Annotated in this window: 19 protein-coding genes and 1 pseudogene; 9 read left to right on the top strand and 11 right to left on the bottom strand. The window is 72.5% G+C overall.

The annotated features are described in order from the left end of the window. Positions 1–26: 26 nt before the first annotated feature. Positions 27–644, bottom strand: coding sequence for a TOPRIM nucleotidyl transferase/hydrolase domain-containing protein (locus ACZ41I_RS14520; RefSeq protein WP_363220936.1), 618 nt, complete (start codon positions 642–644; stop codon positions 27–29). A gap of 175 nt (positions 645–819) precedes the next feature. Between ACZ41I_RS14520 and ACZ41I_RS14515 the strand changes: the two genes are divergently transcribed. Beyond that, positions 820–1,893, top strand: coding sequence for a hypothetical protein (locus ACZ41I_RS14515; protein WP_468514216.1), 1,074 nt, complete (start codon positions 820–822; stop codon positions 1,891–1,893). Between the two features lie 55 nt (positions 1,894–1,948). On the opposite strand, the pseudogene ACZ41I_RS14510 reads toward ACZ41I_RS14515, so the two are convergent. From ACZ41I_RS14510 to ACZ41I_RS14495, 4 genes and pseudogenes are all read right to left on the bottom strand, one after another. Continuing rightward, positions 1,949–2,665: pseudogene (locus ACZ41I_RS14510) on the bottom strand (MerR family transcriptional regulator); the annotation flags it as partial. Between the two features lie 116 nt (positions 2,666–2,781). After that, entirely contained in the window at positions 2,782–4,677 is a 1,896-nt protein-coding gene (locus ACZ41I_RS14505; RefSeq protein WP_468514215.1) for a GMC family oxidoreductase, read from the bottom strand. After that, entirely contained in the window at positions 4,674–6,068 is a 1,395-nt protein-coding gene (locus tag ACZ41I_RS14500) for a hypothetical protein (RefSeq protein ID WP_468514214.1), read from the bottom strand. Before ACZ41I_RS14500 ends, ACZ41I_RS14505 begins: the two co-directional genes overlap by 4 nt. Beyond that, on the bottom strand, positions 6,065–6,781 hold the full coding sequence (locus ACZ41I_RS14495; protein WP_468514213.1) for a FadR/GntR family transcriptional regulator: 717 nt from the start codon (positions 6,779–6,781) through the stop codon (positions 6,065–6,067). The genes ACZ41I_RS14500 and ACZ41I_RS14495 overlap by 4 nt, the downstream gene beginning before the upstream one ends. Before the next feature lie 156 nt (positions 6,782–6,937). Here ACZ41I_RS14495 and ACZ41I_RS14490 point away from each other — a divergent pair, with 156 nt between their 5' ends. The 3 genes from ACZ41I_RS14490 to amaB are packed head-to-tail and all read left to right on the top strand — an operon-like array spanning position 6,938 to position 11,090. Then, complete coding sequence (locus ACZ41I_RS14490) at positions 6,938–8,110, top strand: NAD(P)/FAD-dependent oxidoreductase (protein ID WP_468514212.1); 1,173 nt, start codon at positions 6,938–6,940, stop codon at positions 8,108–8,110. Between the two features lie 21 nt (positions 8,111–8,131). After that, complete coding sequence (gene hglS, locus ACZ41I_RS14485) at positions 8,132–9,529, top strand: 2-oxoadipate dioxygenase/decarboxylase (protein ID WP_468514211.1); 1,398 nt, start codon at positions 8,132–8,134, stop codon at positions 9,527–9,529. A gap of 25 nt (positions 9,530–9,554) precedes the next feature. Further along, positions 9,555–11,090, top strand: a complete 1,536-nt coding sequence (gene amaB, locus ACZ41I_RS14480; RefSeq protein WP_468514210.1) for an L-piperidine-6-carboxylate dehydrogenase — start codon at positions 9,555–9,557, stop codon at positions 11,088–11,090. A 271-nt stretch (positions 11,091–11,361) separates the two neighbouring features. Here amaB and ACZ41I_RS14475 read toward each other — a convergent pair whose 3' ends face one another. Continuing rightward, a complete protein-coding gene (locus ACZ41I_RS14475) occupies positions 11,362–12,408 on the bottom strand; it encodes an aldo/keto reductase (protein ID WP_468514209.1) in 1,047 nt (348 codons plus the stop codon). Between the two features lie 106 nt (positions 12,409–12,514). On the opposite strand from ACZ41I_RS14475, the gene ACZ41I_RS14470 reads away from it, so the two are divergent. After that, positions 12,515–13,129, top strand: coding sequence for a TetR/AcrR family transcriptional regulator (locus ACZ41I_RS14470; protein WP_399767723.1), 615 nt, complete (start codon positions 12,515–12,517; stop codon positions 13,127–13,129). A 55-nt stretch (positions 13,130–13,184) separates the two neighbouring features. Here ACZ41I_RS14470 and ACZ41I_RS14465 read toward each other — a convergent pair whose 3' ends face one another. Both ACZ41I_RS14465 and ACZ41I_RS14460 read right to left on the bottom strand, forming a co-directional pair. After that, positions 13,185–13,502: a hypothetical protein gene (locus tag ACZ41I_RS14465; RefSeq protein ID WP_468514208.1), complete on the bottom strand. Its 318-nt coding sequence runs from the start codon at positions 13,500–13,502 to the stop codon at positions 13,185–13,187. A 154-nt stretch (positions 13,503–13,656) separates the two neighbouring features. Further along, a complete protein-coding gene (locus ACZ41I_RS14460; RefSeq protein ID WP_468514207.1) occupies positions 13,657–14,793 on the bottom strand; it encodes a CapA family protein in 1,137 nt (378 codons plus the stop codon). A 135-nt stretch (positions 14,794–14,928) separates the two neighbouring features. Between ACZ41I_RS14460 and ACZ41I_RS14455 the strand changes: the two genes are divergently transcribed. The 3 genes from ACZ41I_RS14455 to ACZ41I_RS14445 all read left to right on the top strand — a co-directional run bounded on the left by ACZ41I_RS14455 (position 14,929) and on the right by ACZ41I_RS14445 (position 16,807). After that, a complete protein-coding gene (locus ACZ41I_RS14455; RefSeq protein ID WP_468514206.1) occupies positions 14,929–15,525 on the top strand; it encodes a GNAT family N-acetyltransferase in 597 nt (198 codons plus the stop codon). Between the two features lie 50 nt (positions 15,526–15,575). Then, on the top strand, positions 15,576–16,088 hold the full coding sequence (locus ACZ41I_RS14450; RefSeq protein ID WP_468514205.1) for a DUF2231 domain-containing protein: 513 nt from the start codon (positions 15,576–15,578) through the stop codon (positions 16,086–16,088). A 260-nt stretch (positions 16,089–16,348) separates the two neighbouring features. Further along, positions 16,349–16,807, top strand: coding sequence for a Crp/Fnr family transcriptional regulator (locus ACZ41I_RS14445; protein ID WP_363220550.1), 459 nt, complete (start codon positions 16,349–16,351; stop codon positions 16,805–16,807). Positions 16,808–16,899: 92 nt separating this feature from the next. On the opposite strand, the gene ACZ41I_RS14440 is transcribed toward ACZ41I_RS14445, so the two are convergent. Further along, a complete protein-coding gene (locus ACZ41I_RS14440; RefSeq protein WP_468514204.1) occupies positions 16,900–18,618 on the bottom strand; it encodes a sensor histidine kinase in 1,719 nt (572 codons plus the stop codon). A 397-nt stretch (positions 18,619–19,015) separates the two neighbouring features. On the opposite strand from ACZ41I_RS14440, the gene ACZ41I_RS14435 reads away from it, so the two are divergent. Then, positions 19,016–19,405 (top strand): STAS domain-containing protein, encoded by a 390-nt coding sequence (locus ACZ41I_RS14435; RefSeq protein ID WP_468514203.1) that lies wholly within the window; start codon positions 19,016–19,018, stop codon positions 19,403–19,405. A gap of 105 nt (positions 19,406–19,510) precedes the next feature. Here the strand turns inward: ACZ41I_RS14435 and ACZ41I_RS14430 are convergent, their stop codons facing one another. Together ACZ41I_RS14430 and ACZ41I_RS14425 are read right to left on the bottom strand one after the other, a co-directional pair. Next, the gene (locus ACZ41I_RS14430; protein WP_468514202.1) at positions 19,511–20,383 is read right to left on the bottom strand and encodes a universal stress protein; all 873 of its coding nucleotides are present in this window, start codon (positions 20,381–20,383) and stop codon (positions 19,511–19,513) included. Positions 20,384–20,399: 16 nt separating this feature from the next. Continuing rightward, positions 20,400–21,305: a universal stress protein gene (locus ACZ41I_RS14425; RefSeq protein ID WP_399767700.1), complete on the bottom strand. Its 906-nt coding sequence runs from the start codon at positions 21,303–21,305 to the stop codon at positions 20,400–20,402. Between the last annotated feature and the right edge of the window lie 289 nt (positions 21,306–21,594).

Below are 21,594 nucleotides of genomic sequence, written 5' to 3'. Positions count from 1 at the left end.
GCCTGACCCGACCGGCCCACGCGTCGTCACAGGCTGGTGAGCAGGCCGTCGAGCGGGGCGGGTATGCGGTCGGGTTCGAGGGCTTCGACGAGTACCCGGCCGTAGCGGATCTTGCGGCCCTTCTTCGTGCCGAGGAAGCGCCGCAACTGCTGCTGTGAGGTTCGGCCCTGCTGTGCGGGCTGGCGCAGGAAGGTCCGCAGGGCGCGCAGGTCGCCCTCCGCCCGGACCAACTCCGCCACCCGCGTCACGCCCAGCGCGCGGATGAGCTCGTCCTCCAGATCCGCCGCGCAGACGAAGAACTCCTGCTGTGCCGCACCGGCCCGCTCCAAGCCCCGGGCGTAGTAACCACGCTCCCGCTCGTCGCACAGTCCCGTGAGGCGGAGACCCAGGCCGGACGGCCCGAGGAGGCGGGCGAAGCGTCCGACGCTCATCGCACCGCCCATCGCCAGGACGCAGACACCTTCGGCCGCCAGGTTCCGGCCGCGGCTCGCGGCCAGCGCGTCGACCGCTGCGACGTCACTCGGCCCTTCGAGCAGGACGGCCGCCCGGACGCGCAGCCGAGCGGCCAGCTCACGCGCGGGGTCGCCGGGGCCGCCGGCCGCCCATGCGGTGACCGCTTCCCGGAACGCCCCCATGTCCGCCATGGGACGAGTGTCCGCCCTCGCCGGCCCGCACGCGAGCGGATTTCCGTCGGCCGGTCGGTCGTCGGCGAGCAGTCGGCCCGACGGTCCGGATGAACGGGGAAGGGGCAGCGGGGGAAGCGCCGCCAGGGGCGGGCAGCCGGGTCGGGTGTCAGTGCCCGGTCGCATACTGACGCCCATGCGGATGACCGAGCACACACTCAAGCAGGCCTGGCACCGGATAGCCGCAGGTTCTGACCTGCTCGACGACGCCATGTTCCCGCCCACCGGCACATCACCCGCCCAGTACGCAGGGCGTGCAGGCGATCAGGACCGCCTGTTCCTCGTCCTGGACGAAGACGGCACCGTGCGCGGCTACCACGGCCCCTACCGGGAGAGCTTCGCCTCCCGGGATCCCGACCAGGTGCTGTACTTCGTCGCCGAGGACGCGGTCCGCCGTCTCGCCGAGCACATCGTGGCCCACTCCCCCGGCCACGGCCCGGTCGCCAACCTCGTGACCGGGCAGGCCGGGATGCTCGACCGGATCGATCCCGCATGGGGGACCAGATTCCGCAGCGGCGGCGTGGACGGCACGCCGCCGGCACCGCCCTGCGGCCGCGACCCACTGGAACGCCTCGCCTGGATCGCCGGCTCGTGGCGCGAGCAGGACCCCTACACCAACCTCCTCTTCTTCCGCGGCGAGGGCATCAGCGCGGAGGACATCGCCCTGCTCCATGGAGCCGACCCGGAGCAGACCGCGACCGGGACACGGCTGTCGGACCTGCGCAGCATGGACGGCACCGGCCGCGACTGCTGGGACATCGCCTGGGAGAGCCTCTGCTTCGGGCAGGCAGGAGACTGGGTGTTCCTGATGCACCACGAGACACCACCCGGGACCCGGGCCGACAGTGCGGCGCTCTCCCGGCTCGGGGTCACCGAGACCGTGCAGCTGAGCGCCTGCAGCGCAAAGGCCATTTACACCTTCGACCACACCCGCGACGGCCGCCGCGTCGACGACGACTGGGGTGCTCTGGAACTGATCTGGTACGAACGTGGGCGTGCGCCCTACTACCGGGGTGGTCAACTCGACTTCCTCAACCAGGCCGTACGCCGAGCCGAACTGGACCACCCCGAGGTGACCAACGAGTTCGAACTGTACTTCCACGCTCTAGACACGGCCCTCGGGCTTCAACTCCCCCAGCAGGCCATCCAGGACGGGTCGGTCCGCGCCGCGCAGTGGGCTCGCGCCGACAAGAGTGGCATCGGCGGCTAGGGCGTGCGTACGCGGGAAGGGCGTGCGGCCGGCCCCTACTGCTGGAGCTCCAGGCGCGCAGGAGGTGGACGCGGGAGTCGCCGATGTGGACGAGGGCCAGCTGGGAGCCGGTCCAGAGCATCGCGGTGAGTGTCGTGCCGGCCCCTTCGGGGGACGAGCCGGTTCCTGCGACGCCGAGCACGGCCTGCTTGGCCTGCTCGACGGCGTCTTCGAGGAGGTTGAGGAGAGTGCCTGCCGGGATGCTGTCGGTTTCCAGGCGCTTGAGCGCGTCGACGGCGGCCGCGCTCGCGGGGGCTCCTGCGCTGCCGAAGCCGTCGGCGACGGCAAGCAGGCGGGACCCGGCGTAGGCGGTGTCCTGATTGCTCTTGCGGACCAGTCCCCTGTCGGACAGGGCCGCGTAACGGATTCCCAGGGGCTGGGCGGTCTCGGCCATGGAAGGTTCCTTCCGGGTCAGGTGGTCGATGAGGAAGGTGGCCAGGTCCCGCCGTGCGGCGATGTCAGCCTCCACGTGGGCCCAGAACGCACGGATCTCCTGGGCCGCCGGGCCGGGCTCCAGCGTGCAGACGTGCTGGATCCGGGCCAGGGGCATGCCCAGGCGCCGCAGCCAGGCGACCAGTCGGGCCCGGCCGAGTTGTCCGGGTGCGTAGAGGCGGTACCCGGTCACCGGGTCGACGCGGGCAGGAGTCAGAAGGCCGAGGTCGTCGTAGAGACGCAGCGCCTTCGGTGACAGCCGGGACGCCTTCGCGAACGCCCCGATGGTCAGCAGTCCCATGCCCGCTCCTCCCCACGCCGAGCGCATCGCCCGGCCCCACCGATGCTGCCGCCTGCCCCAAGGTGAAGGTCAACCGCCGGCGCGGCCATCCGGTCGAGACCGTTCCGTGCCCCGGCTCAGGACCGCGTGGCGCATCGCCGCGTGATGGCCAGGGCTGCGGCCATGATGCTCAGTTGCGGGTTCACCTCCGGGCAGCTCGGCAGTACGGAGCCGTCGGCGATCAGTACGCCGTGTACGCCCCGCAGGCGTCCTTCCGGGTCGGCCGGTGACCGCTCGGGGTCGGCGCCGGCCGCCGCCGTGCCCGTGGGGTGGAACGCGGACAGGTGGAGGTGGCGCGCGTTCACCCTGTCGAGCAGGGCGTCCAGTTGGGCAGGGGTCCGGGCGCGCGGGGCGTGGGGGACGCCCGTGAGCACCTCCTCCGCGCCCGCGGCGAACAGCAGGTGTCCCATGGCCCGTTGGGCCCGCAGCAGCCGTCCCGCGTCGCGCTTCGCCAGGTCGTAGCGCAGCAGCGTACGGTCGCTGCCGAGGACGCGGCCCGAGGGCCGGTCGGCGATCATGGCACCGAGGGTGGCCAGCCGCTCGGTCTGCTCGAGTTCGCGTCGGAGTTCGCGGCCGACGCCCGGCAGGACGAAGGAACTCATGCCGGGTGGCGCCGCGGTGGCCTCGATGAGGATGCCCTCGGCATGCAGGTGCTCCACTCCCACACTCTGCAGAACGCCCTTTCCACCGGCGACGGGGCGGCCGAAGCGTCCCGCGACGCTGATGGCGGGGTGGACGCTGAGGTTGTGACCGAGCCGCGGGTGTCCGCCCAGGCCGGAGCGACGCAGCAGCGGCGGTGTGTGCAGGGCCCCCGCGGCGACCACGACCAGCGGGCTGAGGATCTCCAGTTCACTGCCGTCCGGGCGGCGGGCCAGCACCCCGGCGGCCCGTGGGCCGCGCGGCCCGTCGCGGTCGGTGAGGACACGGCGTACGCGGGCGCCGGTCAGGATGCGGGTGCCCGCCGCGCAGGCCTCGGGAAGCACGGACAGCTGGACGCTCTGTTTGGCGCCGGTGGGGCAGCCCACGACGCACTGGCACGAGCCCCGGCAGCCAGGGGCGTTGCGCCGCAGGGGTGCGGCGGTCCAGCCGAGCCGCTCGGCGCCGGCGAGTGCGAGCAGCCCGTTGTCACCCAGGACGTCCAGCGGTTGGCGTGCCACCCGCAGGGCGTGTTCGACCTCGTCGAGGTGGGAATCGAAGCCCTCGGCGGCAGTGAATCCGTGCCGGCTCAGCCAGCGGGCGACGACGTGGTCGGGTGTGCGGTAGCAGGTGCCGGAGTTGACGACGGTCGTACCGCCGACCGCGCGGCCCACCGGCAGGACCAGCCGGGGGCTGCCCACGGCGATCGTCGCGCCCCCGTCCCGGTACAGGTCGACGAAGCGGTCCAGCGGAGCCCGTCGGGCGAACGACGCGGTGGTGTGGTGCTCCCCCTCCTCGATCACGATGACGCTCATGCCGGCCGCTGCGAGCGTCCGCGCGGCCATCGCCCCGCCGGCGCCCGAGCCGACGACGACCGCGTCGGCGGTGGACCGCGCGGGCCAGTGGCCGGAGGGTGTGCAGTGGAGCGGCGGATCACCGGGGGCGGACACCGGGGGCGTGAAGTCGTGGTGCAGGGTCCGCTCGGTGCCGGCGGCCAGCAGCACCGGCACCTTGACCGCGTCCAGCAGCGGCAGCAGCGCCCGGCGGGAGGCGAGCGACGCCATGACGTGCTGCCGCCCTGCCGCATCGAGCCCGGACAGTCGCCTGCCGGTACGGGCAACGGCGTAGGCGTCGATGGCCGCGGCCACCCCGCGTACCGCGAGCCGTGCCGGGGCGGGCATGGCGTCGAGCAGTGCCGCGACGCGCCCGGGTACGGCCCGGGTCCACGCGGTGGTGCCGTCGTCGGCGAGGAGGGCGGCCACAAGTCCGTCCAGGGCTGGGGAGCCCGGGGCGGGGGACGTCGGTGAGTCCGGGTCGGGGGACATCGGCGACCTCATCGCTCACCCACCTCAGCATGGGCGGTACCCGACAGCCGCCAGACGGCTTCCGGCCGCCACCCGCCCCGCCAGCGTTCCAGGTGCACCTCCGCGTCCGCCCTCTCGCTGTTGCGGCACACCGCGGGGGAACCGTCCGGATCCGTGTAGCCGAGTGCGAGTGTCCGCTCCGGCGGCTGGGTCACCGTCACCCGGATCCGCCGCAGCCCGGCGCGGCCCTCGATCCGCCACTGCGGCAGGCCGATGTCCGCGCGGAACCGGCCCAGGCCCGCCCAGCCCACGGCGGACCGCTCCGCCCGCCGCGGCCACGTGCGCCCGTTTCGGTACAGGCGCAGGAACACCAGCGGGGGCAGCCTGTCCAGTCCTCGCCGCATCGACACCGCGGCGACGATCTCCAGGACGTCACCGCCGCCCAGGTCGGCGTGGAGCCAGGCCCAGCGGCGGGCGCTGCCGTGGCCGTAGATACGGGCGCTCGCTCCGGGCGCGTCCGCGAGCCGTAGCTCGCCGGTGCGGTGCCGGACGGTTCCGCTGTAGCGGGCGCGCGCTGCGGGCAGCATGTGCGATGCGGGCAGCCACGGATGTCTCCAGGACCAGCGCGGAAGGGTGTACAGCGGCGGCCCCTGCGGCTCCTCCGAGAGCGCCCAGCTGAACGGGCCGGCCCGGCCGGTGAGACGGCCGGGGACGGCGCGGATGTCGTCGGTGCCGAATCCGTCGGGTCGCCGCTCCCAGGGGGTGGGGCCGAAGCGGGCGTGCTCCACCGGTCCGTCCTTGGGGAAGACGGCGGCCCAGCCGTGCGCGTGGGCGGGTGAGCCGTCGCTGGGCGCGACGAGCTCGTGGTGCAGCCAGACGCCGGTGCCCGTGGCCGGGTCGGTCAGGGTGGTGTACCAGACCTCCGTCCGCCCCGGCGTGCCGTCCCAGCGCGGCGCCGGCTCGGGGCCGTCGGCGGGCTCGGCCGCCCGGGGGAACCGGAAGCCGGCGAGGAAGGGCAGCAGGCCTGTGGCAAGGGGGAAGCGCAGGGTGCCCGCGCCGGCTCGGGCACCGTCCTCGTACAGCGTGTACGGCAGTACGGTCATGGAGGTCAGGGGACGCTTCCACGACACCGACTTCCAGCCGTCCAGCAGCAGGCGACGGCCCTCCAGGTCGAAGCCGATCCGGTAGCGGACCCTGCGGCGCGCCAGCGGTGAGATCTCCAACTCGCCCGTGATGCCGGGGTCGTCGGCGCGTCCGGCTATCCGGATCCGTCCCGTCAGCCGTGCCTGCGTCGTCCGGTGGGGCAGCAGCACCCGGTCGGCGCGGGCCACGAGGTCGAGCCGCACGGGGCGGTCGGTCTTCTCGCCGACGAGGTGTACCCGGCCCAGCATGGTTTCCCGGAACACTGTTCCGCGGGAGCTCACCGGGCGGCCTCCCCGCGTCCCGCGGACCGTGCCAGGCCGTCGAGCATGATGCGTTCCGTCGCCGACAGGTAGTCGCCGGCGGCGGCGCGGGCCGCGTCCGGGTCGCCGGCCGCCACGGCTTCGACCACGGGCGCCAGGCGGTCGCGAGCGGTGCGAGCGTCCTCGAAGGGCCCGACCAGGGCGGCGCGCACCGGCATGTACGCGTTGAACAACGTGTTGGTCAGCAGGACGTACACGCGATTGCCCGTGGCACGGGCCAGTGCCCGGTGCACCTCTGCGTCCGCCAGCTGTGCCGGGTCGCCGCCGTCCGCCGCCCCGACGGCCGCCAGCAGCCCGCGCAGTTCGACGACCTGGTCCGCCGTGGCGCGGGCCGCGGCTCGTTCCGCGATCAACGCGCCTATGCTGCGGCGCACTTCGAAGATCTCGCCGATCCAGTCGGGGCTGTGGCGCACGAGCATCGGCAGCAGGTCCGCACCGCCCAGGCGCAGGAAGTCCCGTACGCGCGTGCCCACACCATGACGTGTCTCCAGCAGGCCGGCGTGCGCCAGCCGGCCGAAGGCGTGCTTGAGAGTGGTGCGGGTGACCCCGAATCCGTCGGCGAGTTCGCGTTCGGGCGGCAGATAGCTCCCGGCCGGATGGCGCCCGGCGAGGATGTCCTCGCGCAGCTTCCTTTCCAGTACGTCGACGATCGTCTCGCGTGGCAGTGCTTCCAACCCGGGCCTCCAACGACGCAGTGGTTCAGTGGCTGAGCCACTCAACCAATGACGGTCCATGGAGTCAATGGCTTCGGCAGCCGACCGGTATCACTCTGTTACTGACAGCCCGTCCTTGGAAAGGAAACCGGGTGGCCTCTGGAAGGGAGTGGCCCGTTGTCCTCCTCCGGCTTCCGTACGGTTCCGGACTCCGCCGATGTGGTGATCGTCGGGGGCGGTGTCATGGGGGTGAGCACCGCGTTCCACCTCGCCGAGGCCGGTGTGCGGAACATCGTCGTCGTCGAGCGCGGCAACCTCGGCTGCGGCAGTTCGGGCAAGCCGATCGGCGGCGTGCGCGCCCAGTTCTCCGATCCGCTCAATATCGAGCTGGGCAACCGCAGCCTGCGCGCCTACCGGGAGTTCCCCCGGCGGCCCGGCGCCGAGATCAGGCTCGACACCGTCGGCTATCTCTTCCTGCTCGACAGCGAAGAGCAGGCGACCGACTTCGAGGCCGGCGTCGAGCTGCAGAACAGCCTCGCCGTGCCGAGCCGCATGATCAGCCCCGACGACGCCCGGCGCCTGTGTCCCTACCTCAGCACCGACGGCCTCGTGGCCGCCGCGTACTCCCCCGCCGACGGGCACGCCCGCCCCGGACTGGTCGTCCAGGGGTATGCGCGGGCCGCGGCCCGGGCCGGTGTCACCCTCGTCACCCACACCGCGGTCGTGGGCATCGACACGGCCGGGAGCCGCGTCGTCGCGGTGCGCACCGGTCACGGCCGTATCGCATGCTCCACCGTGATCTGTACGGCGGGGGCCTGGTCGGCGCGGATCGGTGCCATGGCCGGCGTGGACCTCCCGGTCCGGCCCGTGCGACGGCAGCTGGCGTTCACCGAGCCGCTCGCGCCGCCCGTCCCGCGCATCCCGTTCACCATCGACTTCTCCTCGACCGCGTACTTCCACAACAGCGACGACGGTCTGCTGTTCGGGCTGGCCGACCCCGGCGAGGAGGACGGCTTCGACACCACATGGACCCCGGACTGGCTGGAGCTGTTCCGCACGGTCGCCCGCCACCGTGCCCCGGCCCTGGCCGGCCTGCGGACCGCAGGCGGATGGGCGGGACTGTACGAGGTCACGCCGGACCACAACGCGCTCATCGGCCGCTCCGCCGAGCTGCCCGGCTTCCTGTACGCCACCGGATTCTCGGGCCACGGCTTCCTCCAGGCGCCCGCGGTGGGCGAGGTGGTACGCGACCTGTACCTGGAGCGCGAGCCGTTCACCGACGTCTCCCCGCTCAGCGCCGACCGGTTCCGGCACCGCGCCGGGACCCGCCCCGAAGCCCACGTGGTGTGAACCCCGATCGAGAGGCGAACCATGTCGACGATCAGTCAGTGGCAGCTGCGGGCCGCCTTCGCGGCGCGGCTCTCGCAGATGTACGGGCAGGAGGTTCCCGCCTACACCACGCTCGTGGACGTCTCGCGCGAGGTCAACGAGGACGTCCTGCGCGCACGGAGAGCCGACGCGGAACGCCTCGGGTCCATCGGCCGGGTGACCGCCGAGCGGCACGGAGCCATCCGCGTCGGCACACCGCGGGAACTGCAGCAGGCCGCCCGGGTCTTCGCCGCCCTCGGCATGCACCCGGTCGGGTTCTACGACCTGCGGGAGGCCGCGGCCGGCGCCGTCCCCGTAGTCTCCACCGCGTTCCGTCCGGTCGACGGCGAGGAGCTGGCACGCAACCCCTTCCGGGTGTTCACCTCCATGCTCACCGCGGCCGATCCCCGTTTCTTCGACACCGATCTGCGCCAGCGCCTGGAAACCTTCCTCGCGGCGCGCGAACTGTTCCCCCCGGAGCTGCTCGCGCTGGCCGACCGTGCGGCCGTCGAGCGGGAACTGCCCCAGCACGAGGCCGAGCGGTTCCTGCGGCTCGCCGTGCAGGCCTTCGAGCTGTCGCCCGAGCCCGTCGACAAGGCCTGGTACGAGACCCTGGAGCGGATCTCCGCGGTCGCCGCGGACATCGGCGGCGTCCGCAGCACACACATCAACCACCTCACCCCGCGTGTCCTGGACATCGACGAGCTGTACCGGCGCATGACCGAGCGCGGCGTCGAGATGATCGACACCATCCAGGGCCCGCCGGCCTGGAAGGGCCCCGACGTCCTGTTGCGGCAGACCTCCTTCCGGGCACTGGCCGAACCCCGCGCCATGCGCACCCCGGACGGCGACGTCGTCAGCGGTGCCCTGCGGGTCCGTTTCGGCGAGGTCGAAGCCCGCGGCATCGCCCTGACCCGCCAGGGACGCGCCCTGTACGACGACCTCCTCGGCCGCGTCGACGAGCAGGCGGCCCGTAACCCCTCGGCAGCCCGCGGCGACCTGGCACGCGCCGTGTGGGAGCGGCACATGCCCGGCAGCGAACAGGAACTCGCCGCCGGGAAACTGGGGTACTTCACCTACCGGCGCGGTCCCGGCCTGCCGGGCGACGGCAGCGGGCCGCCCGCCTGCCTCGACGCGCTGCTGCGGCAAGGCTGGGTCACCGCCGAACCCATCGTCTACGAGGACTTCCTGCCCCGCTCCGCCGCCGGCATCTTCCAGTCCAACCTCAGCAGCGAGGGCACCCGCCACGACGACCAGCAGGGCGCCGCCTACGACGCCGCCTGGCTGTCCGGCGCCCTCGGCCGCGACGTCCTGGACCCCTACGCTCTCTACGAGCAGCAGCAGACCCGCTCCCTCGCCCGCGTCGCCCGCGAGCTCGGCCTCCCGCACGTCCTCGGCTGACCGACCCCTCACCCCAAGGACCGCCATGACCAGCACCGCACTGCCCACCACGGACGACCTGCGCGCCCGCGCCCGTGCCGCCCTGGAGAACGTCGGCGCCGGCGTGCCCCGGGGCAGCGACCTGCACGCCCGTACACCCCTCACCGGCGAGCACCTCTTCGGGCTGGCGGCGGCCACGGCCGCCGACATCGAAGAGGCCGTCGCCGCCGCCCGTACGGCCTTCCTCACCTGGCGCACCACGCCCGCACCACGCCGCGGTGAACTGGTCCGCCGGCTGGGCGAGTTGCTGCGCGACCACAAGGGCGACCTGGCCGACCTCGTCACCATCGAGGCGGGCAAGATCCGCTCCGAAGCGCTCGGCGAGATCCAGGAGATGATCGACATCTGCGACTTCGCCGTAGGCCTGTCCCGACAGCTGTACGGCCGCACGATCGCCTCCGAACGTCCCGGTCACCGGCTGGCCGAGACCTGGCATCCGCTCGGCGTGGTGGGCGTCATCTCCGCCTTCAACTTCCCCGCCGCCGTGTGGTCCTGGAACACCGCCATCGCCCTCGTCTGCGGCGACACCGTGATCTGGAAGCCCTCGGAACGCACGCCGCTGGTCTCCCTGGCCTGCGACCACCTGCTCGCCCGCGCCGCCGACGAGGCCGGCGCACCACGGGACGTGCACCGCCTGCTGCTCGGTGACCGCGCGGTCGGCGGAAAGCTCGTCGACGACCCCCGCGTCGCCCTGGTCAGCGCCACCGGCTCCACCCGCATGGGCCGCGAGGTCGGCCCCCGCGTGGCCGCCCGCTTCGGCCGCAGCCTGCTGGAACTCGGCGGCAACAACGCCGCGATCGTCGCTCCTTCCGCCGACCTGGACCTCGCCGTCCCGGCCATCGTCTTCGCCGCGGCCGGCACCGCGGGCCAGCGCTGTACGACACTGCGGCGCCTCATCGTCCACCGTGACATCGCCGACACGGTCGTCGAGCGGCTGACCGCCGCCTACACCAGGCTGCCCATCGGCAACCCGTTCGACGACACCACGCTGGTCGGCCCGCTCATCTCCACCGAGGCGCTGGACGCCATGCGCGACGCGCTGTCCCGCGTACAGGCCCAGGGTGGCAAGATCCTGGCCGGCGGAAACCGGCGCCTGACCGAGGCCGCGCCCGCGGCGGCCTACGCCGAACCGGTCCTCGTCCGCGTCGGCGAACAGAGCGACGTCGTGCGGGAGGAGACCTTCGCACCGATCCTCTACGTCCTCACCTACGACACCCTCGACGAGGCGATCGCCGTGCACAACGACGTTCCCCAGGGGCTGTCGTCCAGCATCTTCACCCGCGACCAGCAGGAAGCCGAGATGTTCCTGTCCGCCGCCGGCTCCGACTGCGGCATCGCCAACGTCAACATCGGTACCTCCGGCGCGGAAATCGGCGGGGCCTTCGGCGGCGAGAAGGACACCGGAGGCGGCCGGGAGTCCGGCTCCGACGCCTGGAAGTCCTATATGCGCGCGGCCACCAACACCATCAACTACTCCAGCGAGCTCACCCTGGCCCAGGGCGTGAGCTTCTTTGCCGACTGACGTCGTGGACCAGGACAACCCGTGATCGCCTGCCGCCTCCCGCACAACGGTGCTCCGCCGTCGGGTCTCGACCAGCCGGTGAGCAGTTCGATCTTCGTCTACGCCGCGCTCCCGGCCCGGACCGGACCCACTCCTGTCGCCTCACTGCCGTGAGCGGCAGGCTGCCGCGTTCCCGGGGGGTGGGACGACCATCCCTACGCCTACCTGCTGGTCGGCCCTCAGATCGTCCTGCCGGCACGGCCCGCCGTCTCGTCGAGCCGGCCCAGGTTCCTCAGCGCGGTGCGGCGAAGAGCGGAGGGTTCAGACGGGCGAAGCCTTCCTGACGCTCGTAGGGGAAGTAGGGGTAGGGCGCCGGCCGATGGCTCGCCGCGTCGAGTTTCGCCATCTGCTCGGCAGTGAGGCTCCAGCCGACGGCACCGAGGTTCTGGCGCAGTTGCCGCTCATTGCGGGCGCCGATGATGACCGAGGACACGGTCGGCCGCTGGAGCAGCCAGTTGAGGGCGATCTGCGGCACGGCCTTGCCCGTCTCCTCCGCGATCTCCTCCAGGACGTCCACCACGCCGTAGAGGTGTTCGTCGCCGACCGGCGGGCCGTAGTCGGCGGTGCGGTGCAGTCGGCTGTCGGCGGGCAGCGGTACGCCGCGGCGGATCTTGCCGGTGAGGCGGCCCCAGCCGAGCGGGCTCCAGACGATCGCACCGAGGCCCTGGTCCTGGGCGAGCGGCATGAGCTCCCACTCGTAGTCGCGGCCGATGAGGGAGTAGTACACCTGGTGGGCCACATAGCGCGGGTGGCCGTTCTTCTCCGCGGCCGCGAGGGACTTCATCACCTGCCAGCCGGAGAAGTTGGAGACGCCGACGTAGCGCACCTTTCCCGCCTGTACGAGGGTGTCGAGAGTGGCCAGCACCTCTTCGACCGGTGTTCCGGCGTCGAAGGCGTGGAGCTGGAAGAGGTCGAGATAGTCGGTGCCCAGCCGGCGCAGGGCGTCCTCGCAGGCGGTGATCAGCCGGGAGCGCGAGGAGCCCGCGTCGCCCGGTCCGTCCCCCATCGGCAGGCCGGTCTTGGTGGAGACGATCACCTGGTCCCGGCGGCCTTTGATCGCCTCCCCCAGCACCTCCTCGGAGGCGCCGGCGGAGTAGACGTCAGCGGTGTCGAACATCGTGATGCCGGCGTCCAGGCAGATGTCCACGAGGCGGCGGGCCTCCTGGGCATCCGTCGTGCCCCAGGCGCTGAAGAGCGGCCCCCGGCCGCCGAAGGTGCCGGCCCCAAAGCTCAGCGCGGGAACCATGAGTCCGGACGCACCCAGTCGCCTGTATTCCATGTCAGATCCTTTCCGAAGGCCACGGACGGCAACTAACGGAGCTATAGTTCCGTTAGCAGCCACAAAGGTAGCAGGCCGTGGCGATTAATGGAACTGGAGTGCCGTTATGACTGGCGAGGCCGAGCCGGGAACCGTACGACCCGGAGGGCGCACGGCCCGGGTACGGGAGGCGGTGTTGCGGGCAGCCGAAGACGCGCTGACCGAACAGGGCTTCACCGGGCTTGACCTGGCCGACATCGCCCGGCGCGCCGACGTGGGCAAGACGACCGTCTACCGCCGCTGGGGAACGGTGACGGGGCTGGTGGCCGACCTTCTTGCGGACATGGCCGAGCAGTCCGCACCGCGCACCGAGACCGGCTCACTGCTCGGAGACCTCAAGGCCAACGCCCGACTGGTGCAGCGAACCCTCACGGACCCCCGGCAGGGGCCGCTGTTCAAGGCGCTGATCGCCGCGGCCACCGGCGATGCGAGAACGGCCGCGGCCCTGCAGCGCTTCTACGACATCCGCGTCGGCGAATGGGCACCCTGCGTCCGGCAGGCCGTCGAACGGGGCGAGGTGCCCGAAGGCACCGATGACCGGGAGGTGGTCCGCGCCGTCTCCGCCCCGCTCTACTACCACCTGCTCATCAGCGGCGGCCCGCTCGACGAGGCCGCCGCCGACCGGGCCGCCGAGGCCGCCGCGATCGCCGCACGCGCGGGCGCGTACGTACGCAACGTTTAGTCCCGCGTGACGGGCAGTCAGTCCGGACAGCCGCTGCGGCTTCGGTCTTCAGCGTTCAGGCCCGCGCCCCCGGCCCTGCCGGCCCTGTCGTCCCGCCGAGCGTGGTCGTGTCCTGCCTCCTGCGGGTCCAGGGCGCGCGAGGGCCGCGGTGGCGGCTGCGGTGGGTGGCGCTCGTGGCCAGCATCGCCAGGCCCAGGCAGAAGATGAGCGCCAGCGCGAGGCCGGAGCTGAACAGGGCCAGGCCATTCATCGTGGCGATGTCGTGGTCGAGGACGGAAACGGTGTATTCGGGCCCGCCGGACATGTTGCCGACGATCGCCAGGGCGGTGAAGGCGCCCGTGCCCGCGAGCAGGAGCAGTCCAAGGAACAGCATCCGAGTCATCTCCTCAGCAAACGTCTGCGACCGAACGGGTACCCGCGGCTCTATGGCCATACCGCCACCCGGCGCGTGACGCTCCCCCGCCCGGCACGAAGGGTGCATCCGGCACCGCTCCGCGCGCCGAGCAGCGTCAGCCGCAGTCGTCGGCTCAGCGGCGGGGCTCCGGCCGGGAGGCGGCGGCGCCGGGTGCGAGGCTGAGCACGCCGTCGGCGTCCACATCGATCCGTACGCCGCGACTGATCCGGTCGAGGGTCGCGCGCAGCCATGCCCGGTCCCGGTCCGCTGCGGGTTCCAGCCGCATCCGCCGCGCCTGCAGGGGAAACATCCGGGTGCCGGTCGTACACCCGGTGTCCGCGTCCACCGAGACGAGGTAGCCGAGCCGGAGGTCGTCGCGGTACTCCTCGTAGCCCGAGATGCCCTCGTAGTCGTCGATGAAGTCACCGCAGCCGTAGAGGATCAGCCGGCCTCGGTACATCTCGACGGGGCGGGGGTGGTGCGAGGAGTGTCCGTGGACGATGTCGACGCCGCCGTCGACCAGGGCGCGCGCGAAACGCGTCTGGTCGCGCGGGACGAGGTAGCCCCAGTTGGACCCCCAGTGCACCGACACGACCACGATGTCGCCCGGCCGCTTCGACCGCCGCACCCGCCGGACGGCCTCCTCGGCGGCCGACGGCGACAGCTCACGGACGTAGGCGACGCCGAGCCGGTCCGGCGTCGCCGCCCAGCCGGACGGGATGCCGCTGGACAGTGCGCCGAGGGCGAGGACCAGGATGCGGCGGCCGGGACCGAGGGGGACCGCCACAGGTGCGTAGGCCTCGTCGGCGGTGCGTCCCGCGCCCGCCGTCCGCAAGCCGGCCCCGGCGAGCGAGTCCAGTGTTTCCTCCAGCCCCCGCCGGCCGAAGTCCAGCACATGGTTGTTGGCCAGTACGCACACGTCGGGCCGGGCCACCGTCAGAGCGGGCAGGTTGGCCGGGTGCATCCGGTAGTGGACCGCCTTGCCCTGCGCAAAGTCGTCACTTACCGTGACAGCCGTCTCCAGATTGACGATCCGGGCGTCCGGGGCGGATCGGTCGAGCAGCCGCAGCGCTTCACCCCACGGCCAGGCCGGGTCGACGGGCGCGGGAATCGGGCCGCTGACGGCCTCGACCAGCTCCACGTACGACCGGGCATCCGTCATGTACCCCTCGCGCAGCACCGGACTTCCGGGGTGCGGAAGGGTCTGGTCGACGCCGCGCCCGAGCATCACGTCCCCGCACAGGAACAGCGTCATCACACCGCCGCCCACAACCCCACACTAGGCTCGTTCTTTCGGACGTACGTTGTGCCGTGCGCGATCCACACCGTGACGGCCAACACGTCGGAGGCGACCCGAGGGTAGCGAAAGCACTGGACCTCGCGTCTTTCACCATGATCGGATGGCGTGGTGACATCGTTCTGGAGGGACAAGCGGATACGCCTGCGCGGTATCGAACCCGACGACTGGGCCGCGTTCATGCGCTTCGCCGAGGACGAGGAGCATCTGGGGGACCTGCTGAACCCGCCGCGCTCCGCCGAGGGCTTCCGCACCTGGGCCAAGGAGCAGGCCGTCGCCACACCCGACGGTGACTGCTTCCAACTCGCCATCGAGGCCGTCGACTCGGGGGAACTGGTCGGTGCTGTCGGCTCGTACCACGCCGACCCGTGCGCGGGCTGGTTCGAGTACGGCATCACGATCGGCGCGGAACACCGGCGCAAGGGCCATGCGGCACAGGCCGCGGTGCTGCTGCTGCGCTTCATGTTCGCCGAGCGGCGTTTTCACCGGTGCGAAGCACGGATCTTCGCGCACAACGAGGCGTCGCTCGCGCTGCACCAGCGGTTGGGTTTCGTCGAGGAGGGCCGACTGCGCGATCGCGTGTTCCTCTCCGGCAGGCACCGCGATCTCGTCGTCATGGGGATGCTGTCCGAAGAGTTCAGCCGACGGCATCCGATGCACGAGGCACGAGGCATGACCTTCATCGACGGGCTGAGAGGCAACTGAGAGGTTGCCGTGCCAGGCTGACGCGCTCTCGCCCTCTCTGGAGTCCACTGATGAATCTGGTCAACGGTCTGCCCACCCATGTCCTGCTGGTCCATGTGGTCGTCGTGCTGATACCCCTCACCGCGTTGGCCCTGGTGACGGCCGCGCTGTGGCCGCGCGCCGGCCGGCGGCTGGGTCCCCTGCTGCCGCTGCTGGCTCTTGTGGCCCTGGTCAGCGTTCCGCTGACCACGCACGCAGGTGAGTGGCTCGAACAGCATGTGGACGACGACGCCCTGGTACGCCGGCACACCGAGCTGGGTGACGGACTGCTGCCCTGGGCCCTGGGGCTGTTCGTGCTGGCGGCGCTCGTGTGGTGGGCCGGTCGGAGTGCTCGGGCCGAGCGTGGAAAGGGCGGCGCCACGCGCTGGTCCGCCCTCCCGGTGCGGATCCTCGTGGGCGTGCTCTCGCTGACGGTTGCTGTGGGGGCGGTCGTGGACGTCTACCGGATCGGCGACTCGGGGGCGAAGGCCGCCTGGCACGACGCGTACTCCAAGACGCCGACGCGGTCACGGGGCGGCTCCTGATCCGCGGGCGGCCGCGCGGACCCATCACTGCGCCGTTCCGGAGCGAGGCTCCCGCGCCATCGGCCTCGCCCATGATGCGGGCGCGAGCGGGCACGGAACCGCCACCGGGACCAGCCGTGCTCCGCGCGGCGGTCGTCCGGTGTCTCCGGCGCCGCAGACGTGGGTCGAAGGACCCCCCGGTCGGGCCCGAGCGGCCCGTGGCGTGGCGGGCCGGGCGGGCCCAGGCTGGACGCACAAGCCCATGGAAGGGAGCCGGTGCGATGACCTCCGCCACCACCTTGACCACGGCTCTTGCGCCCGTGCACCGCGAACGGCTGATGCGCCTCGCCCGCGAGGTCTCCTTCGAGGCCGGGACCCGCCTGTTCGAGGAGGGCCGGCGCGCCGACCGGTTCTGGATCGTCCGCACCGGAACCGTCGCCCTCGACCTGCACGTGCCCGGCCGCCGTCCCGCCGTGATCGAGACCCTGGGCCAGGGCGAACTCATCGGCTGGTCCTGGCACTTCGCGCCGTACATCTGGCATCTCGGCGCCGAGGCGATGAGTCCGGTGCGGGCCTGGGAATTCGATGCCGAGGCGGTCCGGGCCATGTGCGCCGGTGACGCCGAGTTCGGGCGGGCGACGGCGGTCTGGGTGGGGCGGGTGGTCGCTCAGCGGCTGCACGCCTCCCGGATCCGCTTGCTCGATCTGTACGCCCCCTACGGCAGCGGTGGCCTGACGTGACCGCTCGTCCGTGCGAGGAGGGGCTCTGCGGGCCGGCACCGGGTCAGTGACGCGTGCCGTCGTCGCGGTGGGCCGCAGGGCGCTGCAACCGCCTACCCCACGCGCAGCGGGGCGTGCCACTCCAGCGTGGTACCGGCGTTGTCGTGGGTGGCCAGCTCCAGACGCCCGCCGAGTTGCTCCGCCCGCTCGGCCATGTTCCGCAGCCCGCTGCGCCGGCCGTCGGCCGGGATGCCGACCCCGTTGTCCGAGACCTTCAGGCGGACCTCACGGCCGTCGGTGGTCAGTGCCACGTCGGCTCGGTCGGCGTGCGCGTGCCGGGCGATGTTGGTCAGGGCCTCGGAGAGCACGGCCACGACATGGTCGGCGATGTCAGGCGGCACATCGGTGTCGAGCAGCCCTTCCATGCGCACGCTGGGCGCGAAGCCCAGGACCGCCGCGCCCTGACCGGCCACGTGGACGACCCTGACCCTCAGCCCGGTGCCACCGCCGCCCTCGCGGGCGCGCAGGCCGAAGATCGCCGACCTGATGATCTTTATGGTCTCGTCCAGGTCGTCCACGGCCCGCAGCACCCGCTCGGACGCCACCGGGTGCTCGATGAAGCGGCCCGCGCTCTGCAGCGTCATCCCGGTGGCGAAGAGCCGCTGGATGGCGAGGTCGTGCAGGTCCCGGGCGATCCGGTCGCGGTCCTGGAGCACCGCGATCCGCTGGGCGTCCTGGCGGCGCTCGGCCAGTTCCATCGCGATCGCGGCCTGCGCGGCGAACCCCAGCAGTGTTTCGGTCTCCTTGGGGGTGTACACCGGCCGGCCGACCTCGCGGGCCAGCAGCACCACACCTCGCACACCGCCCTCGCCGGTGCCGATGGGGACGGCCACGGCGGGGCCGAGCCCCTCGAAGCGCGGGGGCTCGGGAGAGACCCGCTCGTCGTGGCCGACGTGGTCGCTGCCGACCGGGGCGGCGGCGGAGAACGCCAGCCCCATCAGGGTGTCGTGCAGGGGCAGCACCAGTCCTCGGTGCGCCTCCGCGTCCACTCCGACAGCGATCTCCACGCTGAGCGAACCACTGCCCTCCAGGGGCATCGCGACCGCGGCCAGGGCCGAGCCGGAGATCTCCCGGGCGCGTTCGGCGATCAGGCCGAGCGCCTCGGCGGGGTCGCCTCCGGACATCAGGCGGTGGGTGATCTCCACGTTCGCCCGCAGCCAGCGTTCACGCAGCCGGGACTCCTCGTACAGGCGCGCGTTGTCGATGGCGACGCCCGCCGCCACGGCCAACGTGGACAGGACCGACTCGTCCTCCTCGTCGAACTGCGCCCCGCCCCGCTTCTCGGTCAGGTACAGGTTGCCGAAGACCTGGTCGCGGACCCGGATCGGCACGCCCAGGAAGCTGTTCATCGGCGGGTGGTGGTCCGGGAAGCCGTACGAGGCGGGGTGCTGGGAGATCTTCTCCAGGCGCAGGGGTTCCGGATGGCGGATCAGCTCACCGAGGATGCCGTGCCCCTCCGGCAAGGAGCCGATTTCGGCGATCTGCTGGGTGGTCACGCCGACGGTGTGGAACGCCGACAGGGTCTTTCCGTCGGGTCCGATGACGCCGAGGGCCGCGTATGCGGCGTCCACCAGCGTCGCAGCCGCCTCCACGATGGAGTGCAGGGCCTGTTCCAGGTTCAGTTCGCGGCCGACGGCGAGGACCGCTCCCAGCAGGCTGTGCACACGGTCCCGGGTGCCGCGGGCGGCGTCGATCCTGGCCTGCAGTTCCTCCAGCAGTTCATCGAGCTTCAGCTGCGGCAGCAGTACGCGGAGCTCCTCCGGGGTTTCCACCGTGCTCCTCCCGGTCCCTCGGCGCACGCGTCCGACGCCGCCGGAACGCCACCACTGTATCCCTCTGCCATCGGCACGGTCAGCCGACCACCTCACCGGGACGCCCCGGGTGCGCCCGCCGCCCGCGGCCCGGCCGCGCCCCCTCCGGAGGACAGGGTGCACCTCCCGGGCCGTCCGGTCCGCGGCCGACGCCCGGCCGCCCCGCCCGGCGGCAAGGGCGCCCGTCCGGCCGAGACGACCCGGCCGAGCGGGCGGTACCGCCGGGGTTCACCGTCACACGCGGACCGGCAACCCGATGCGCGCGGTCCACGCCGATGGCACGGGCGGGCCGGACGGACCGTTGGCCGGGGCCGGATGGCCCTTCCGCCGCTCCCTGCGGCGCGGGTTCGCTTTTCCCATGTCCGAGAACGACGCCGCTCGCCCGCCGGACCACCCCGCACGGGAGGTGGTCGTGGCCCATGGCGTGGCAGACGGGACCACGTTCGTCTCCCTGCAGGGCGAGATAGACGTGCTGACCGCGTCCGCGCTGGGCGAACGACTCGATGCGCTCACGGCCGGCTCACGCCCCGATCTGGTGCTGGACCTGCGGCTGGTCACCTTCATCGACTGCACCGGCATCGGTGTCCTGTGCCGCGCGCGCAACCGGACGCTCGCCCGGCGGGGCCGGCTGCGCCTGGTCACGGAGAGTGCGGTCTTCCGTCGGGTGCTACGGGCCACGGGACTGTGGGGGGTCTTCGAAGTGCACACCCGGCTCCCGCTGCCTCTGCCCGAGGCCAGTGGCTCGTGACGATGGCGCACGGCCCGGCAGGCCGCGTCGAAGCCGGCCTGTTCGCCGTGCGGCGCGTGGACGTGACACCACCGCAGGGCCCTGCGCACACGACGGTCCCCGACGTCAGGTGGATTCGGGTACCACGGCCACCGGGCACGCGGCGTGGTGCAGCAGTCCGTGGGTGACGGAGCCGAGGTGGAGTACGTGGTGACCGTGCCGGCGCCGGGTGCCGACGACGAGCAGGTCGGCGTCGTAGGACGCGGCGATCAGGGCGTCGCGGGGGTTGCCCTCGACGGTGCTGCGCTCCACTTCGAGGCCGGACGGTGCGTCGCGCAGGGCTTCCTCCACCACCTCGGCGGCCTCCCGCTGGTCGAGATGCGCCGGCTCGCCGACGAGCAGAGGATGCCCCGTGGTCGTGTGCACGGGGCGACGCCAGGCCCGTACGGCTGCCAGGGCCACGCCACGCAGCCGGGCCTCCTCGGTCGCGAACCGTACGGCCGCCGAGCCCGCCGGTTTCCCGCAGACGCCGAGGACGATACGGCCGTGGATCCCGGCGCGCGCCTGGTTGTCGTGGCTGCCGCGCAGCACGATCACCGGGCAGTGCGCGTGCCCTGCGACCGTCAGGCTGACCGAGCCGAGGAGCGCCTCCGTGATCCCTCTGCGCCCTCGGGACCCCACGACCATGGCGAGGGCCGTGCGGCTCTCCCTGACGAGCCCGTGCTCCGCTTCCTCGGGCAGCACGTCGGTGGTGACCTTCAGGCCCGGTTGACGGCGCTCTGCGCGGTGGCGGGCGACGCCGACGACATCCAGGGCCATGACCTCCTCCAACGGCTTGTCCAGTTCCTGGGCGAGCAGGGCGCCTTCGTACCGTTCCCACAGCGAGGCATGGACCAGCCTGAGTGGCGCCCCGCGCAGGGCGGCCTCGTCGGCCGCCCAGTCCACGGCCCGCAGGCTCGGCTCGGATCCGTCCACTCCGACGACGATCGGCAGGTTCATCGGGCTCACCTGTGTCTCAGTCGTGTGCGACCACGGCCACGGGCGCGACGACGTGGTGCAGAACGGCGTGGGTGACATGCCCGATGTGCGCACCGAGCGGGCTGATACGGATGCGTCGGCCGACGACGGTGAGCGAAGCGTCGCGGGAAGCGTTGACGAGGGCCTGTGCGGGGCTGCCGCAGCGGCTGGCCTCGATCACCGGGACGTTCGGGTACTTCTGCCGCCAGGGACGCAGTACCTCGGTCAGCGTGGTGGCCTGCCGGCGCGCGAGCGAGCCGCGGAGTTCCTCGTCGCCGTAGAAGCGATAGAAGGAGGTGGGCGGCTCGCTCCAGCCGTGGACGACCCTGAGGGGCGCATCCCGGAGCGCGGCGGCGTCGAAGGCGAAGTCGAGGAGCGCCTCGGCCGGGTCGCCGGTGTCGAGGCCGAGGACGACGGGCCGGAAGGGGGTCGCGGCCGACGGCACACCCGCCGGGTCCGTCCGGTGTTCGTCGGCGGCCTGCTCTCCGGCCCGGACCAGCACCACCGGGTGGGCGGTGTGCGCGATGACGGACAGGCTGACCGAGCCGACCAGGAATCCTCCGATGCCGCCGACGCCGCGCGAGCCGAGCACCAGAAGCTCTGCGGCGTCCGCCGCCTCGGCCAGAGCCTCGGCCGGGTCGCCGGTCACTCGGTCAGTGATCACCTCCAGGCCCGGGTGGCGCAGCCCGATGCCCTCCGCAGCCTCGGCCGGAATCCTCTCGGACCAGTCCTGGCCGGTTTCGGCGCCGAGCAGAGCTGCCTGGGCCACGGGCACGGGAACGGGGTCGAAGACGTGCAGCATCTTCAGCGGCAGGGCACGCAGCCGTGCTTCACGGGCCGCCCATTCGGCGGCGGCCCGGCTCTCGGGCGAGTCGTCGAGACCTACGGTGACGGTTCGGGTCATGGTGTCCACCTCCCGGGGCGTGTGATCCGATACCAGCGTGCTGACATGGCCGTCGCGGGATCAGGGGCCGCAGGTCCCTGTGCCGGGCCGACCGGCCCTGGTACCCGGGACCCGAGGGCCGGGCGGCCCTGGCCACGGCTTCTTCAAGGTGATCGTGCGCCTGATGCCAGAGTGGCGGGTCAGCGCCCCGCGCGCGCGACGACCATGGAGCAACTGGGGCCGGTCGGCCCTAGTCTGGCGGCGGCGGACACGTGATGATCGGCCGCATGGGCAGTCCGCAGTCCGTCCG

The organism is Streptomyces sp. NPDC030799, assembly GCF_055572255.1.
Note: the sequence above shows the minus strand (reverse complement) of the source record. Positions and strands in the feature narration are given on the sequence as shown.

Excerpts from the sequence above, each read along its gene's own strand:
- ACZ41I_RS14430 (WP_468514202.1), bottom strand. The coding sequence starts at position 20,383 with ATGAACCTGCCGATCGTCGTCGGAGTGGACGGATCCGAGCCGAGCCTG.
- ACZ41I_RS14435 (WP_468514203.1), top strand. The coding sequence starts at position 19,016 with ATGTCCGAGAACGACGCCGCTCGCCCGCCGGACCACCCCGCACGGGAG.
- hglS (WP_468514211.1), top strand. The coding sequence starts at position 8,132 with ATGTCGACGATCAGTCAGTGGCAGCTGCGGGCCGCCTTCGCGGCGCGG.
- ACZ41I_RS14470 (WP_399767723.1), top strand. The coding sequence starts at position 12,515 with ATGACTGGCGAGGCCGAGCCGGGAACCGTACGACCCGGAGGGCGCACG.
- ACZ41I_RS14515 (WP_468514216.1), top strand. The coding sequence starts at position 820 with ATGCGGATGACCGAGCACACACTCAAGCAGGCCTGGCACCGGATAGCC.
- ACZ41I_RS14465 (WP_468514208.1), bottom strand. The coding sequence starts at position 13,502 with ATGCTGTTCCTTGGACTGCTCCTGCTCGCGGGCACGGGCGCCTTCACC.
- amaB (WP_468514210.1), top strand. The coding sequence starts at position 9,555 with ATGACCAGCACCGCACTGCCCACCACGGACGACCTGCGCGCCCGCGCC.
- ACZ41I_RS14520 (WP_363220936.1), bottom strand. The coding sequence starts at position 644 with ATGGCGGACATGGGGGCGTTCCGGGAAGCGGTCACCGCATGGGCGGCC.
- ACZ41I_RS14505 (WP_468514215.1), bottom strand. The coding sequence starts at position 4,677 with ATGAGGTCGCCGATGTCCCCCGACCCGGACTCACCGACGTCCCCCGCC.
- ACZ41I_RS14425 (WP_399767700.1), bottom strand. The coding sequence starts at position 21,305 with ATGACCCGAACCGTCACCGTAGGTCTCGACGACTCGCCCGAGAGCCGG.
- ACZ41I_RS14445 (WP_363220550.1), top strand. The coding sequence starts at position 16,349 with ATGACCTCCGCCACCACCTTGACCACGGCTCTTGCGCCCGTGCACCGC.
- ACZ41I_RS14450 (WP_468514205.1), top strand. The coding sequence starts at position 15,576 with ATGAATCTGGTCAACGGTCTGCCCACCCATGTCCTGCTGGTCCATGTG.
- ACZ41I_RS14475 (WP_468514209.1), bottom strand. The coding sequence starts at position 12,408 with ATGGAATACAGGCGACTGGGTGCGTCCGGACTCATGGTTCCCGCGCTG.